Origin of the sequence: Janthinobacterium sp. BJB446 (assembly GCF_002735655.1) — a bacterium.
Taxonomy (GTDB): Bacteria; Pseudomonadota; Gammaproteobacteria; order Burkholderiales; family Burkholderiaceae_D; genus Janthinobacterium; species Janthinobacterium lividum.
On the sequence record NZ_PDZK01000001.1, the window covers coordinates 3,039,768 to 3,054,643 of the forward strand.

General features: G+C 62.0%; 12 protein-coding genes and 1 tRNA gene. 4 read left to right on the forward strand and 9 right to left on the reverse strand.

Translation table 11 applies throughout. The features are described 5' to 3' along the window. Positions 1-119: 119 nt before the first annotated feature. Both CSQ92_RS13485 and CSQ92_RS13490 read left to right on the forward strand, forming a co-directional pair. A complete protein-coding gene (locus CSQ92_RS13485; protein WP_099394339.1) occupies positions 120-1,166 on the forward strand; it encodes a CDP-6-deoxy-delta-3,4-glucoseen reductase in 1,047 nt (348 codons plus the stop codon). Between the two features lie 267 nt (positions 1,167-1,433). Then, on the forward strand, positions 1,434-1,643 hold the full coding sequence (locus tag CSQ92_RS13490; RefSeq protein WP_099394340.1) for a hypothetical protein: 210 nt from the start codon (positions 1,434-1,436) through the stop codon (positions 1,641-1,643). Here CSQ92_RS13490 and CSQ92_RS13495 read toward each other — a convergent pair. The 8 genes from CSQ92_RS13495 to CSQ92_RS28760 all read right to left on the reverse strand — a co-directional run bounded on the left by CSQ92_RS13495 (position 1,631) and on the right by CSQ92_RS28760 (position 9,622). Next, positions 1,631-2,065, reverse strand: coding sequence for a hypothetical protein (locus CSQ92_RS13495; RefSeq protein WP_139179163.1), 435 nt, complete (start codon positions 2,063-2,065; stop codon positions 1,631-1,633). The genes CSQ92_RS13490 and CSQ92_RS13495 overlap by 13 nt on opposite strands. Positions 2,066-2,188: 123 nt before the next feature. Continuing rightward, positions 2,189-2,518, reverse strand: a complete 330-nt coding sequence (locus CSQ92_RS28755) for a hypothetical protein (protein WP_143450361.1) — start codon at positions 2,516-2,518, stop codon at positions 2,189-2,191. A gap of 72 nt (positions 2,519-2,590) precedes the next feature. Further along, positions 2,591-2,667, reverse strand: a tRNA-Pro gene (locus CSQ92_RS13500). A 102-nt stretch (positions 2,668-2,769) separates the two neighbouring features. Next, the gene (locus CSQ92_RS13505) at positions 2,770-3,384 is read right to left on the reverse strand and encodes a TetR/AcrR family transcriptional regulator (RefSeq protein ID WP_070282345.1); all 615 of its coding nucleotides are present in this window, start codon (positions 3,382-3,384) and stop codon (positions 2,770-2,772) included. A gap of 62 nt (positions 3,385-3,446) precedes the next feature. Further along, positions 3,447-4,895: an AdeC/AdeK/OprM family multidrug efflux complex outer membrane factor gene (gene adeC / locus CSQ92_RS13510; RefSeq protein ID WP_099394341.1), complete on the reverse strand. Its 1,449-nt coding sequence runs from the start codon at positions 4,893-4,895 to the stop codon at positions 3,447-3,449. A 1-nt stretch (position 4,896) separates the two neighbouring features. Then, positions 4,897-8,061 carry an efflux RND transporter permease subunit gene (locus CSQ92_RS13515; RefSeq protein WP_099394342.1) on the reverse strand — a complete coding sequence of 1,055 codons (3,165 nt, stop codon included), beginning with the start codon at positions 8,059-8,061 and terminating at the stop codon, positions 4,897-4,899. A gap of 15 nt (positions 8,062-8,076) precedes the next feature. Further along, entirely contained in the window at positions 8,077-9,285 is a 1,209-nt protein-coding gene (locus tag CSQ92_RS13520; RefSeq protein WP_099394343.1) for an efflux RND transporter periplasmic adaptor subunit, read from the reverse strand. 103 nt (positions 9,286-9,388) lie between these two features. Next, on the reverse strand, positions 9,389-9,622 hold the full coding sequence (locus CSQ92_RS28760) for a hypothetical protein (protein ID WP_143450362.1): 234 nt from the start codon (positions 9,620-9,622) through the stop codon (positions 9,389-9,391). A gap of 86 nt (positions 9,623-9,708) precedes the next feature. On the opposite strand from CSQ92_RS28760, the gene CSQ92_RS13525 reads away from it, so the two are divergent. Together CSQ92_RS13525 and CSQ92_RS13530 are read left to right on the forward strand one after the other, a co-directional pair. Further along, positions 9,709-11,220 (forward strand): ATPase domain-containing protein, encoded by a 1,512-nt coding sequence (locus CSQ92_RS13525; RefSeq protein WP_099394344.1) that lies wholly within the window; start codon positions 9,709-9,711, stop codon positions 11,218-11,220. A gap of 7 nt (positions 11,221-11,227) precedes the next feature. Beyond that, a complete protein-coding gene (locus tag CSQ92_RS13530; RefSeq protein WP_099394345.1) occupies positions 11,228-12,769 on the forward strand; it encodes a hybrid sensor histidine kinase/response regulator in 1,542 nt (513 codons plus the stop codon). 3 nt (positions 12,770-12,772) lie between these two features. On the opposite strand, the gene CSQ92_RS13535 is transcribed toward CSQ92_RS13530, so the two are convergent. Next, positions 12,773-14,659, reverse strand: coding sequence for an MFS transporter (locus CSQ92_RS13535; protein WP_099394346.1), 1,887 nt, complete (start codon positions 14,657-14,659; stop codon positions 12,773-12,775). Positions 14,660-14,876: the final 217 nt, after the last annotated feature.

Here is a 14,876-nt window from a genome sequence, read left to right on the forward strand (position 1 = left end):
CGCTCACGGGCCGGCATGGCGCAGCGCGCCGGCAACGTGATCCCCCTCGCCATGCGGTGAGCGGAACGGCAGGTCCACGGTTAACAAGAGCTCCCCTACACTTTCACTTCAAGGCGCGTATGAATTTTCAAGTACATCTCCAGCCCAGCGGCCAGCACTTTCCTTGCGAAGCAGAGGAAACCATTCTGGAGGCGGCACTGCGTGCCGGGGTCGGCCTGCCTTACAGCTGCAGAAATGGCAGCTGCGGCGCCTGCGCGGCAACTATCGCGGGCGGAACCGTAGCGTACCCGGGCGCGGCGCCACGCGCGCTGACGCCGGAGCAGGCCACGCGCGGCGTCTGCCTGCCCTGCTGCGCCATTGCCTGCACCGATGTGCTGCTTGAGGCCAGCGAGGTGGCCGGCAATGGCGACTTTCCGGTACGCAAAATGCCTTGCCGCGTCAGCGCGATGCAAAAGCTCGCGCCGGACGTCATGCAGCTCACGCTGCAGCTGGCGGCCGGCCTGCAATACCGCGCGGGCCAGTATGTCGATTTCATGTTGCGCGATGGGACGCGGCGCAGTTACAGCGTGGCCAATGCGCCCGACCAGACAGGCGCGCTGACCCTGCATATCCGCCACATCTCCGGCGGCCGCTTCAGTGAACAGGTGTTTCGTGCAATGCAGGAACGCGACATCCTGCGCCTTGAAGGTCCGCATGGCAGCTTTTTCCTGCACGAGGATTCGGACAAACCGATGCTGCTGCTGGCGACGGGCACCGGCTTTGCCCCGCTCAAGGCCATGGTCGAACAGCTGATCGCGCTCGAATTGCCTCGTCCGATGGTGCTGTACTGGGGTGGACGGCGGCCGCATGACTTGTATATGGATGGCTTGTGCCGCGAATGGGCTGCGCGGCTGCCGCATTTCCGCTATGTGCCGGTGCTCTCCGCGCCTCTCGCCGAGGATGGCTGGCAAGGCCGCGTCGGCCATGCGGACCGTGCCGCGATCGCCGACTTTCCCGACCTGTCCGCTCACCAGGTGTACGCCTGCGGCGCGCCCGCCATGGTGGAAAGCGCGCGCCGCGATTGCGTGCGGTTGTGCCAGCTGCCGGAAGACGAGTTCTATGCCGACATCTTTGTTTCGCCGCAAGAAAAGAAACAGGCCACTCCGGAGAGCGGCCTGCGCCCTTGAATCCAATGCGCGCGGCGAAAAGATGCGCACCTTCTTCTCCATGCACCCCATCAAGGTAGTCAATGCATGCCACGACATTCATGCTCTTATAGGGAGTGTTTGGCTTCAACGCTGGGATGGTCAAGAGAAAAGGGAAAGGCGCAAGGCCCGGGCCGCCGTGTATACGCAGGGCCAGCTGTCGCCACGTGGGCGGCGGGTGGATACGCGAAATCGGCATCTTCGACAAGGCCGGCGACCTGTGCGCGGTGGCCAACTGCCAGCGGCCCCATGTTCGCCTGCATCATCGACATGTCCTACCTGCTGTGGGCACGCGGCATCGATATCCGCATGCTGAAAGAATCACAGATCGAAGATGGGTGGATCAGGATCAAGCCAAGCAAGACACAAAAAACCAGCGGCAAGGCCGTCGACATTATGGCTGCTTTCGCCCAAAGCAGACGTCGTACCACCTGTATCGGATACTCCTATGCAGCATGACGACGTTTGCGCCATTCCAGATAGTCGAGGTCGCGATTGTCGGGGTTACCTAATTCAATATGATAATAGGCGCGACCGGCGATTTCGAAAGGTGTTTCATGCCAGTAGATTTCCGCTACTTCTGCCATGGTGCGAGTTTTCAACCATTCCTTGTAGTAGCTATATGCAATCTCACGTGCATGATGCTGTTCGACGCCAAATCTCGCTGCTATCTCGCCTGCAGTTAGTTTTAAAAGGTGGGGGATCGTGCATTCAATAGGCTCATCAGCTTTCAAGGCTTCTTCTAGCCACGCTTTTATCGCAGTATTAAAGAGGAGCTCCGCCGCCCTTTCCGGAAACGTCGTCGTAAGAACCAGCTCACCTCGCTCTTCGAGACTCAAAAGAGCCTCGGTGATTTGTTCCACGATCTTTTTGTCTTCCATGGCGCACTCTCGTTTGTTGATCAAATGTCTGCCTCTGGCCGGTTGCCGCTATCAGCCTGCATATGACTGCGTCGCCTCATTCAGCCACCCGAATTAGGGCGTAAATTCACGAAACAGGAATAGTCACTCGCGCGGTATTATTTTCGGCACGCCGACATCAAAATCCACCATACCGACATCAACGCCATAGAGATTTGCTAACTCTTCGGTTAATGTGCCGCTTCCCAGATGGACTGCATCCAGGTCGTGAATTCCAAGGCACATGAAGTTTGTCCTATCCCCCGGACCGTCATTGTGCGCATCGTGAAAACCGCCGCTCATCTCTACCGCGCGCACGTATGCATGCTGTGCGCCTAAGGCAGGGAAGAGATGTGTCGCAACACGATGCCGTGTCTCCTTCCGAACTGCTTCATTCGATACGCCATACGTCGCGTAAACGGAAAAACCCAGCACCGATATTATACAAACGTATAATATACAGTACTGGGTTTCTATACAGCTTGCGCTGTAACTCCTTGAATCTAATGGTCGGGGCGAGAAGATTCGAACTTCCGACCCCATGCACCCCATGCATGTACGCTACCAGGCTGCGCTACGCCCCGACGAGGTGGGAATTATAGCAGAGCCTTTTAGGTTTTTGCCATGCTTTGCGCGTGATTCATATCGAACTGCGCAAACTTTTTTGCATGGCCCTGGCAAGCGGCCTATTCGTTCAGCAGCAGCGCCGTCAGGACGATGCGGAAGCCCGCGATCAACGGCTCGACTTTCACGTCCGGATTGTGAATGAGGCGCACGGGCAAGCCCTGGTAAATGGCGACGAGGGCATTCAGGCGGCCTTCCAGCATCTCTTCATCGGCCGGCAAGCCGCGCTTGATGCGCGCATCGCGGATGATGGAGAGAAACAACTGGCGCGAACGCTGGTCCGAGCATTGCAGCATTTCCGCGATCACCGGATTGCGCGAGGCTTCCGCAAAAATTTCCAGCGGCATCATCCACGTTTTCGGGTCCAGCGCTTCAAGCACATGCTCGCCCGCATTGTCGATCACGGCCTGCAGCGGGTCTTCGCGCTGCGCCAGGTCCTGCATCAGGTTCGACACCCGCTCCGTATTCTGCATGACGAAGGCGGCGATGATCGCATCCTTGCTGTCAAAATAGTTATAGATGTGGCCCGCGCTCATGCCGGCCGCTTTCGAGATCTCGGCCATGCTGGCGCCGTGGAACCCGCGGCGGCTGAAACAGCTTTCGGCCGCATCGAGCACCTGCTTGCGCCGCGTGTTGGCGCGCTCGGGGTCCGGATGCTTCTTTTCAACTTGGTTCATGATTTTCCAGTAGCGCGCCGGCCCTGCCCTTGCGGGCAAGGCCGGCGTCGGCGTCCCCGTGATTATTGGGCGCCGCCAGCCGCCGCGACGGCTGTCTGCTCAGGCTGCCAACCGCCGCCCAGCACCTTGTACAAGGTCACCAGGTTGGTCGATTTGGCCAGGCGCGCCGTGATCAGGCTCTGCTGCGCCGTGTACAGCGCGCGCTGGGCCACCAGGGCGTTCAGGTAGGACTCGGCGCCCTGCTTGTAGCGCGCGTCGTGGATGGTGTAGCTCTTCGTCGACGCCTCGACCAGCGAGACCTGCGATTGCAGGCGCTCGTCGATGGTGCCGCGCTGGGCCAGCGCATCGGACACTTCACGGAAGGCGACCTGGATCGCCTTTTCGTATTGCGCCACGGAGATTTCACGCTGCACCTTGGCGATATCGAGGTTGGCGCGGTTCACGCCGCCATCGAAGATCGGCAAGCTGATCTGCGGAATGAAGCTCCACGTGCCGCTGCCCGCCTTGAACAGGCCCGACAGGTTGTCGCTCAGCGAACCGGCCGTGGCCGTCAGCGAAATGCGCGGGAAGAAGGCCGCGCGCGCCGCGCCGATGTTGGCATTGGCAGCGCGCAAGGTGCGCTCGGCCGCCAGCACGTCGGGACGGCGTTGCAGCACGTCCGACGGCAAGCCGGACGGAATGTCCGCCAGGGCAGTGACGGCGCCGAACTCGCCTTGCGGCAGCAGGTCGGCCGGCACGGGGCCGCCCACCAGCAGGACCAGCGCATTCTGATCCAGCGCTACCTGGCTCGTGTAGACAGCCACGTCGGAACGGGCCGACTCGACGCTGGTCTGGGCATCGTACTTGTCCAGGCCGGAGGTAGCACCGGCACTGAAGCGGCGCACGGCCAGGTCATACGACGACTGCTGGCTCTTCAAGGTATCTTGCGCCACGCGCAGGCGCTGCTGGTCGGCCACCAGGTTCAGATAGGTGCTGGCCACTTCGGCCACCAGGCTGATCTGCTGTGCACGGCGTGCTTCTTCCGTGCCCAGGTATTGTTCCAGCGCGCTGTCGGACAGGCTGCGCACGCGGCCGAAGAAGTCCAGCTCGTACGCCGACACGCCCAGGTTCGCCGTGTACTGGCGGTTGATGGACGCTTCGCCGTTGGCGCTGGCGTTCTTCGGCACGCGGCTGGCCGACTGGCCGCCGGACGCCGACAGGGTCGGGATCAGCGCGGCGCGTTCGATGCCGTAGGTGGCGCGCGCCTTCTCGATGTTGAGGATCGAGACGCGCAGGTCGCGGTTGTTGGCCAGCGCCAGTTCCAGTACCTGGCGCAGGCGCGCATCGGCAAAGAACTCGCGCCAGGCGACGTCCGCCACCGGCTTGGCGTCGGCGGCGGCCGTGTCGGCCTTGTAGGAAGGACCGGTCGGCCAGCTTGTGGGCGCCGGCGCTGCCGGACGCTCATACGTAGGGGCCAGGCTGCAACCGGCCAGCAAGGCCAGTGCCGCCATGGAGAGTAGCGATTTTTTCATATTAATGTGCATCCTTGGAAAGCGTGACGGCTGGCGAACCAGGCGTCGCCGGCGTGGTTGGCGCGTCCGGCTTCGAGAAGAAGCCGCGCACCAGCACGAAGAACACCGGCACGAAGAAGATACCGAGGAACGTGGCCGTCAACATACCGCCCAGCACGCCGATACCGATGGCGTTCTGGCTGCCGGAACCGGCGCCGCTGGAAATGGCCAGTGGCAACACGCCCAGGCCGAAGGCAATCGAGGTCATCAGGATCGGACGCAGACGCAGACGCACCGCATGCAAGGTCGCGTCCAGCAGCGACATGCCCGATTCCTGCATTTCCTTGGCGAATTCGACGATCAGAATCGCATTCTTCGCCGACAGCCCCACCACCGTGAGCAAGCCCACCTGGAAGTACACGTCGTTCGACAGGCCGAACATCCACGTACCGAGCACGGCGCCGATAACGCCCAGCGGTACCACCAGCAGCACGGAGAATGGAATCGACCAGCTTTCATACAGCGCGGCCAGGCACAGGAAGACGATCAGCAGGGACAGCGCGTACAGCTGCGGCGTCTGCGAACCGGATTCGCGCTCTTCCAGCGACACGCCGGTCCAGCTGAAGCCGATGCCAGGCGGCAGCTTGGCCACCATTTCTTCCATCGCGTTCATGGCGGCGCCCGTGCTTTGGCCCGGCGCCGGCGTACCCAGGATCTCTACCGACGGCAAGCCGTTGTAGCGTTCCAGGCGTGGCGACGCGTAAATCCACTTGCCGGTAGCGAAGGCCGAGAACGGCACCATCTGGCCAGCGGTATTGCGCACGAACCACTTGTTCAAGTCTTCCGGCAGCATGCGCGAACTGGCGTCACCCTGGATGAACACTTTCTTCACGCGGCCACGGTCGAGGAAGTCGTTCACATACGAACTACCCCAGCCGACGCTCAGCACGCGGTTGATTTCCGAGATCTGCAAGCCCAGCGCCGTTGCCTTCTGCTGGTCGATGTCGATCTTGTACTGCGGCGTATCTTCCTGGCCGTTCGGGCGCACGCCGACCATGGCCGGATTCTGCGACGCCATGCCCAGCAACTGGTTACGCGCCGCCATCAGGGCGTCATGGCCGACACCGCCGATATCCTGCAGCTGCATGTCGAAACCGGTGGCATTACCCAGTTCCAGCACGGCAGGCGGTGCAAACGTAAACACCATCGCATCCTTGATCTGCAACAACTTGCCCATGGCGCGGCCCGCTACTGCCGGCGCTTTTTGCGCCACGTCCTTGCGCAGCGACCAGTCTTTCAGGCGCACGAAGGCGATACCCGTATTCTGGCCATTACCGCCGAAGCTGAAACCGGCCACGGCAAACACGGAAGCGACGTTATCTTTCTCGCTGTTCATGAAGTGGTCTTCGACCTGCTCGATCACTTTCAGGGTGCGCTCTTGCGTGGCGCCCGTCGGCAATTGAATCTGCGTAAACAGGATGCCCTGGTCTTCTTCCGGCAGGAACGACGTTGGCAAGCGCATGAAGATGAATACCAGGCCGGCCAGCAACAGCACATACAGCAGCATCGAGCGGGCGCGGTGGCGGATCATGCTGCCAACCATGCCCTGGTACTTGTTGCTGCTGCTATCGAAGCTGCGGTTGAACCAGCCGAAGAAACCCTTGTTGGTCGCGTGATGGCCCTTTTCGACCGGTTTCAGCAAGGTGGCGCACAAGGCTGGCGTAAACACCAGCGCGACGACGACGGACAGCACCATCGACGAGACGATCGTGATCGAGAACTGGCGGTAAATCACGCCCGTCGAACCGCCAAAGAAGGCCATTGGCACGAACACGGCCGACAGCACCATGGCGATACCGACCAGCGCGCCCGTGATTTGCGTCATGGACTTGCGCGTCGCTTCCAGCGGCGACAAGCCCTCTTCGCTCATCACGCGCTCGACGTTTTCCACCACCACGATCGCATCGTCGACCAGCAAGCCGATGGCCAGCACCATGGCGAACATGGTGAGGGTATTGATCGAGTAACCGAATGCATTCAGGATGCCGAAGGTACCCAGCAGCACGACCGGCACGGCCATGGTCGGGATCAGGGTAGCGCGGAAGTTCTGCAGGAACAGATACATCACCAGGAAGACCAGGATCACCGCTTCGACCAGGGTTTTGACCACTTCTTCGATGGACAGTTTCACGAACGGGGTCGTGTCGAACGCCACCTGGTAGCTCATGCCTTCAGGGAATTGCTTGCTCAGGTTGCCCAGCATGGCTTTCGCCGCATTGGCCGTATCGAGCGCGTTGGCGCCCGTCGCCAGCTTGATCGCCACGCCGGTTGCCGCATGGCCGTTATAGCGGGCCACGGTGTTGTAGTTCTCGCGGCCCAGCTCCATGGTGGCCACGTCCTTCAGGTGCACCATGGCGCCGTCGGTCGTGGTTTTCAGCAAGATAGCACCGAACTGCTCCACCGTTTGCAAACGGCTTTGCGCCGACACGGTAGCGTTCAGCTGCTGGCCCTTGATGGACGGCGTGCCGCCCAGTTCACCGGCCGACACTTCCGCATTCTGTGCCTGCACGGCCGTGATCACGTCCGCCGGGGCCAGGTTAAAACTTTGCAGCTTGGCCGGATTGAGCCAGATACGCATGGCGTACTGCGAACCGAACAGCGTCACATCGCCCACGCCGGCAACACGGCTCAATGGGTCGACGACGTTGGCGGCCACATAGTCGCTCAAGTCGGTCTGGTCCATCTTGCCGTTTTCGGAAATGAAGCCGAACACCATCAGGAAGTTCTTGGTGGCCTTCGACACGACGAGACCCTGTTGCGTGACAGCCGTCGGCAGCAGTGGCGTGGCCAGCTGCAGCTTGTTCTGTACCTGCACCTGGGCGATGTCGGGATTGGTGCCGCTGGTAAACGTCAGCGTAATGCTGATGCCGCCAGTGGCGTCGCTCGACGAAGCCATGTAGCGCAAGCCGTCGATACCCTTCATCTTTTGTTCGATGACCTGGGTGACGGCGTCTTCCACGGTCTTGGCGGAGGCGCCAGGATAGGAGCCGCTGATCGAAATCGACGGCGGAGCAATACTCGGGTACTGCGCGATCGGCAGGCTGAGGATCGAAATCACGCCGGCAAGCATGATGACGATCGCGACCACCCAGGCAAAAATCGGGCGGTCAATGAAAAAACGGGCCATTAATATTCTCCTGAATTAGTGGGCGCTGGCAGCCGATGCTGCGGCAGAGGCGGCAGCGGCAGGCGCGTCAGGCGCCTTGGCCGGCACGGCAACGGCTGGTGCGCCTGGCTTGACTTTTTGCAAGCCTTCCACGATCACGCGATCGCCTGCGGCCAGGCCGGACGTCACCAGCCAGTCGTTGCCGACCGTACCGCTGGTGGTCAGCACGCGTTGCTCGACCTTGTTTTCCTTGTTCAGGATCAGGGCCGTTGCCTGGCCCTTCTGGTTGCGCGTCACACCCACTTGCGGCACGGTGATGGCTTTTTCATCGACGCCCGTTTCCAGCTGGGCACGTACGTACATGCCTGGCAGCAATTCGCCTTTCGGGTTCGGGAACAGCGCGCGCAAGACCACGTTGCCGGTGGTCGGATCGACCGTCACGCCAGCGAACTGCAGCTTGCCCGGTTCGCTGTACTTGCTGCCATCCGGCAAGATCAGATCGACCTTGGCCTGGCCTTCGCCCACTTTTTTCAGCGAACCGTCGGCCATCTGGCGCTTCAGGCGCAGCAAATCCGTGCTCGACTGTGTCACGTCGACATAGATCGGATCGAGTTGCTGCACGGTGGTCAGTGCTTCCGCCTGGCCCGCCGTGACCAGCGCGCCGGCCGTCACGGTCGAGCGGCTGGTGCGGCCGCTGATCGGCGCCGTCACGGTGCTGTATTTCAGGTTGATATTCGCCGATTCCAGCGCCGCTGTGGCGGACTCGACGTCTGCCTTGGCTTGCTCGAACGCCGCGACGGCGTCATCGTATTCCTGGCGGCTCACGCCTTCGATGGAGACCAGTTCCTTGTAGCGCGACGCTTTCGGACCAGCCGTCAGCAGGTTGGCCTTGGCTTTCGACAAGGCGGCCTTGGCCGAATTGTAGGCCGCCTGGTAGGTGGCCGAATCGATCTGGTACAGGGCCGTGCCTGCTTTCACATCGCTGCCTTCGACGAACAGGCGCTTCTGGATCAAACCACCGACTTGCGGGCGCACATCGGCGACCTGGTAGGCATTCGTGCGGCCGGGCAGTTCGGCGCTCATCGGCAACGCGGCCGGATTAACAGTAAACACGACCACCTGTGGCGCTTGCTGCGCGTGAGGTGCTTCCTGTTTTTTACTGCAGCCGGCCATGATTACAGTGGCGCACAGAACGGCAATAGCGCCGCTCGTACGCGGCGACGTCAGGGAAAAAGTTGGTTGCATCTTGGACTTTCTGAAAAAGAAGCTGGCTAGTGTCGTTAGAAATGACTAAATTTATTAACGCAGATCAAAGAATGAACGATCATTCTAAAATCGTCAAGCATCGTTACAATTGAAACATAGTAACTATCAAGCGAATTAAATTATCAATGAAGCAATAAAATGAGGACAGCGACAGCGTCTGCACGTCAGCCAATTCGAACAGGGAGCTGGCGGACGGCGGCAAAACGGCAATGCGGGAAAGTTGGATTGAATGAATACTGTAGCAGGGTAATGCGTTTTTTGCTGAAGCCTTGATCGCGCGCGCAACACTGCCCCACGCGCGGCCGCCGGCCGCCATGAATATTTACCAATGGTATCGAAAAGACATGCCGCGGCGAACGCGCTAGTATAGTCTCCACAGCGTGGCAAAGCGGGGGCGCAACGATGACAGCACAGGCGCGAAAAACACGGCGGCACGATGGCGCCAGCGGCCCGGACACGCCGCCACTGCTGTCGACCGGCGTCGAAGGCCTCGATGCCATCCTCTCGGGCGGCTTGCTGGCCGAGCGCCTGTACCTGGTCGAAGGCGTCCCCGGCACGGGCAAGACCACCCTGGCGCTGCAATTTCTGGCCGAAGGCGCGCGCAGCGGCGTGCCCGTGCTGTATATCGCCCTGGCGGAATCCGAGATCGAACTGCGCGGCGCGGCCCTGTCGCATGGCTGGGATCTGGCCGGCATCGCCATCGAAGAAGTGGCGCCCGGCGACGATATCCTCGACCCCGAGCGCCAGTACACCATCTTCCACCCGTCGGAAATCGAACTGGCCTCGACCAACCAGCGCATCCTCGCCGCCATCGAAAAGCACCGCCCTGCCCGCCTCGTGCTCGATTCGCTGTCCGAACTGCAGTTGCTGGCGGAAAACCCCCTGCGCTACCGGCGCCAGGTCGTCGCGTTGAAACAATACCTGGCCAGCCGGCACTGCACCACCCTGCTGATCGATGACCGTTCCGCGCTGGACGACGGCTTGCAAGTGCGTAGCGTGGCCCACTGCGTCATTTCCCTGGAGCTGCAAAACCAGGCCTACGGCAATGACCGGCGCCGCGTGCGGGTGGTGAAATACCGGGGCGTGCCGTTTCGCAGCGGCACGCACGACTACAAGATCGCCCATGACGGCCTGCTCGTCTTTCCCCGCCTGGTGGCGGCCGACACGCGCCGCGATGGCGACCATCGGCGCCTGTCGAGCGGCGTGCCGGAACTCGACACCATGATAGGGGGCGGCCTGGAAGAAGGCATGAGCACGCTCATTTCCGGCCCGGCCGGCAGCGGCAAGTCCACCCTGGCGGCGCAATTCGTGCACGCGGCCACGGCGCGCGGCGAATCGTGCGCCATGTTCCTGTTCGAGGAAGCGCGCAGCAAGCTGCTGAACCGGGCCGACAACGTGGGCATGCGCCTGCAGGCGGCGCTCGACTCCGGCCTGCTGAGCGCACAGCAGATCGATCCGGCCGAGCTGACCCCGGGAGAATTCGCCCAGGCCGTGGTCGACGCGGCAGAACGTGGCGCCCGGGTCATCGTCATCGATAGCCTGAACGGCTACATGCACGCGGTGCCCGACGAGCGCTTCCAAAGCACCTACCTGCATGAACTGCTCAATTACCTGGGCCAGCGCGGCGTGGCCACCCTGCTCGTCGGCGTGCAGCAAAACATGCTGGGCACCGCGATGACGACCTCGGCCGACGCCAGCTACCTGGCCGACGGCGTCATCATGCTGCGCTATTACGAAACGGAGGGCGAGGTGCGGCAGGCCATTTCCGTCTTCAAGAAACGCGGCAGCGCGCACGAGCGCAGCATCCGCCGCTTCGAGATCAGTCCGCAGGGCATCCGCATCGGCCCGGCCCTGGCCGGCTTTCACGGCATCCTGTCCGGTTTGCCCACCGTCGGCGGCACGCCCTTCCCCTAGGAATGCCATGGAGCAGCGTATCCTGATCTACGCGCCTGGCGGCCAGGACGCCTCCCTGACCGCCAGGGTACTCGCCAGCGTAGCCATCGCCAGCCACGCCTGCCGCTCCGCCGACGAGCTGGCCGAGCAGCTGGCGCTGGGCGCCAGCGGCGTGCTGACGGTGGACGAGGCCTTGCATGCAGGCGTCTACGCCGTGCTCGACACCTACACCCGCCAGCAGCCGGACTGGTCCGATTTGCCGATCATCCTGCTGACGCATGCGGGACTCGACTCCTTGCCCTTGCGGCAAGCCGTCGCCACCCTGGGCAACCTGACCCTGCTGGAACGCCCCGTGCACATCTTGACCCTGATCACCTCGGCCCACGCCATGCTGCGCGCGCGCCAGCGCCAGTACCAGGTGCGCGAGACGCAGCGGCGCAAGGACGAATTCCTTGCCAGCCTCGGGCACGAACTGCGCAATCCGCTGGCGCCCATCAAGACTTCGGTGGCCCTGCTCAAGCACCTGTATCCGGCCTCGGAGCAGGTCAGCAAGGTCAGCGGCGTGATCGAGCGCCAGGTGACGCATCTGACGCGGCTGGTGGATGACTTGCTCAACGTGGCGCGCATCACCAGCGGCAAGGTACTGTTGCAGCGCGAAAATATTGAATTACAGCAAGTACTCGACCATGTAATCGAACTGTGCCAGCCCGCTGCCGACAGCCGGCACATCAGCATCACGCAGGCGTTGCCGACGCTTGCCATCACGCTGCACGCCGACTATGCCAGGGTGGTGCAGATCTTTGCCAATATCGTTTTGAATGCCGTGAAGTTCACGCCGGAGGGCGGCCGTATCCACATCACGGTGCGCCTGGCGCAGGGGCAGCTGCAGGTGACGGTCGAAGACAATGGCATCGGCATCGAGCCGGACGCCATCCCGCGCATCTTTTCCATGTTCGAACAGGGGCGCACGGTGGAAGGCCAGATGGCCAGCGGCCTGGGCATCGGCTTGAGCCTGGCGCGCCAATTTGCCGAGATGCATGGCGGCAGCATCGACGCGTACAGCGACGGCCCCGGCCGCGGCAGCCGCTTCATCGTCACCTTGCCGGCCAGCGCCGGCGACGCCCTGACAGCCACCCCGGCGGCGGCCAGCGGCGAGGCGCCCATCGGCGCGGACCCGCCCGTGCAAGTGCTGGTGGTGGATGACAACCTCGATGCGGCCGATTCCTTGCAAAGCCTGTTCCAGCTCGAAGGTTATGCCGCCAAGGTCGCGTACGGCGGCGCGCAGGCGCTGGAGGCCGTCGATATGGCGTGGCCGCACCTGGTCGTGATGGACCTGGGCATGCCGGACATGGATGGCTATGAAGCGGCGCGCCAGATACGCCAGCGTGCGCAGGGGCGCGAAGTGCTGCTGATCGCCCTGACGGGCTGGGGCCAGGGCGAGGCGCGCTCACGCACGGAACAAGCCGGTTTCGACCATCATCTGACGAAACCGGTGGACTTCGCCGCCATCGCCGCCCTGCTGGAACAGCACCTGGCGCGGCGGAAGCGGACAGCTACGCGGACAAAATAGCGTTTATTTCCACTTGCCGCGCAATTCCTGCACCCTTTGCTGCAACAGTTCCGGCGTGGCAGCCTCGGGCGCCACGGGCATGCCCACGGCCAGCGACAAACGCGAGCGCAAGCCCGCCTTGAAAGCGCGCTCGAACAAATGGCCATTGCGATGGCTCAGCAGATGCCCCCACAAGCCGCGCAGCGCCAGCGGAATCACGGGTACCTTGCTGCGCTCGACGATCTTGGCGATGCCGCCCTTGAATTCGCTGATCTGGCCCGTGCGCGTCAGCTTGCCTTCCGGGAAGATGCACACCAGCTCGCCTTCGTGCAGCGCTTGCGCGATATCGATGAAAGCCTTTTCCATGAGGAACGGGTCTTCCTTGGCCGGCGCGATGGGGATGGCCTTGGCCGTGCGGAAGATCCAGCCCATCAGCGGCATCTTGAAGATGCGGTGGTCCATGACGAAACGGATGGGGCGCGGACTGGCCGCCATGATGACGATGGCGTCCACATAGCTGACGTGGTTGCATACCAGCACGGCCGCCCCTTCCGTAGGGATGCGTTCGCCATCGACCACTTTGACGCGGTGCACGGTCTGGATGAGTATCCACGCGAGGAAACGCATGAGGAATTCCGGCACCAGCGAAAAGATGTAGGCGGCCACCAGCGCGTTCAGGATGGCCGTGACGAGGAACAGCTGCGGAATCGTAAATCCTTGTCCCAGCAGCACGATGGCCACGCCGGCCGCCGCCACCATGAACAGCGCGTTGAGGATATTCATGCCGGCGATCGTGCGCGAAATGTGTTTCGGGTCGCAGCGCGTCTGGATCAGGGCGAACAAGGGCACGATGAAGAAGCCGCCGAAGACGCCGATCATGACGATGTCGATCAAAATGCGCGGCACGCCCGCCTGGCTGACGAACGCCAGCGCGTCGACCACTTGCGTATTCGCATACGCATTGCTGGCGAAATACAGGTCGATGCCGAACAGCGACAGGCCGATGGAGCCGAACGGCACCAGGCCGATCTCGATCTTGTGGCCGGACAGGCGTTCGCACAGCAAGGAACCCGTGCCGATGCCGACGGAAAACACGGTCAGCAGCAGCACGAACACGCTGTGGTCGCCATGCAGGAAATCTTTCGAGTACACGGGGAACTGCGCCAGGATCAGGGCGCCATAGAACCAGAACCAGGAATTGCCCAGCATGGCCAGGAAGACGGGACGGTTCTTGCGCGAAAAATTCAGGTTGCGGAATGATTCGGCAACAAAATTCAGGCTCACCTTCAAGTCCGGCGCCGGTGCCGGCGTGCGCGGCACGCGGTAGCTGGCGACCAGGCCGAACACAGCCACAGCGATGGTGGCGCCAGCCACCAGTTCCACGCCCAGCGGCTTGTGCACGATCAGGACGGCACCGAGGATTTCACCCAGCAAAATGCCGACAAAGGTGCCCATCTCGATCAGGCCATTGCCGCCAACCAATTCTTCAGGCTTGAGCTGCTGCGGCAGGTACGCATACTTGACGGGGCCGAACAGGGTCGAATGCACGCCCATGCCCACGACGGCCGCCACCAGCAGCCACAGCGTATGCGTCATCCAGCCGGCGGCGGCCACGGCCATGATGGCCAGTTCCATCCATTTCACGAAACGGGCCAGGCCCGCCTTTTCAAACTTGTCGGCCAGCTGGCCCGCCGTGGCTGAAAACACGACGTAGGGCAGGATGAACAGGCCGGGAATCAGGTTGGTGATGGTGGACGGATCGAGCGTGGTCCAGCTCAGCGCATCGTAGGCGAGGATCACCATCAAGGCCGTCTTGAACAGATTGTCGTTGAAGGCACCAAAGAACTGGGTCCAGAAGAAGGGCCCGAAACGGCGCTGCGACAATAAGGAAAACTGGCTGCTTTGACTCATGGCATGGGGAACTGGCAATTAAGGAATTGCTAAAATACAGCACTATCTTGCGCACGACAATCTGAATGTCGACATCTTGCTTGGCGTCAATATGGAAAACGGCATGCCGCGTCATGCTCGCCTTGCCGCTCCATGCGCTGGCTGGCACTTACCCTGACACAACAGAAATCGCTTGTTTCTTGATAATAAGGTAATGTGCGCATACCGCTGGCGCCCC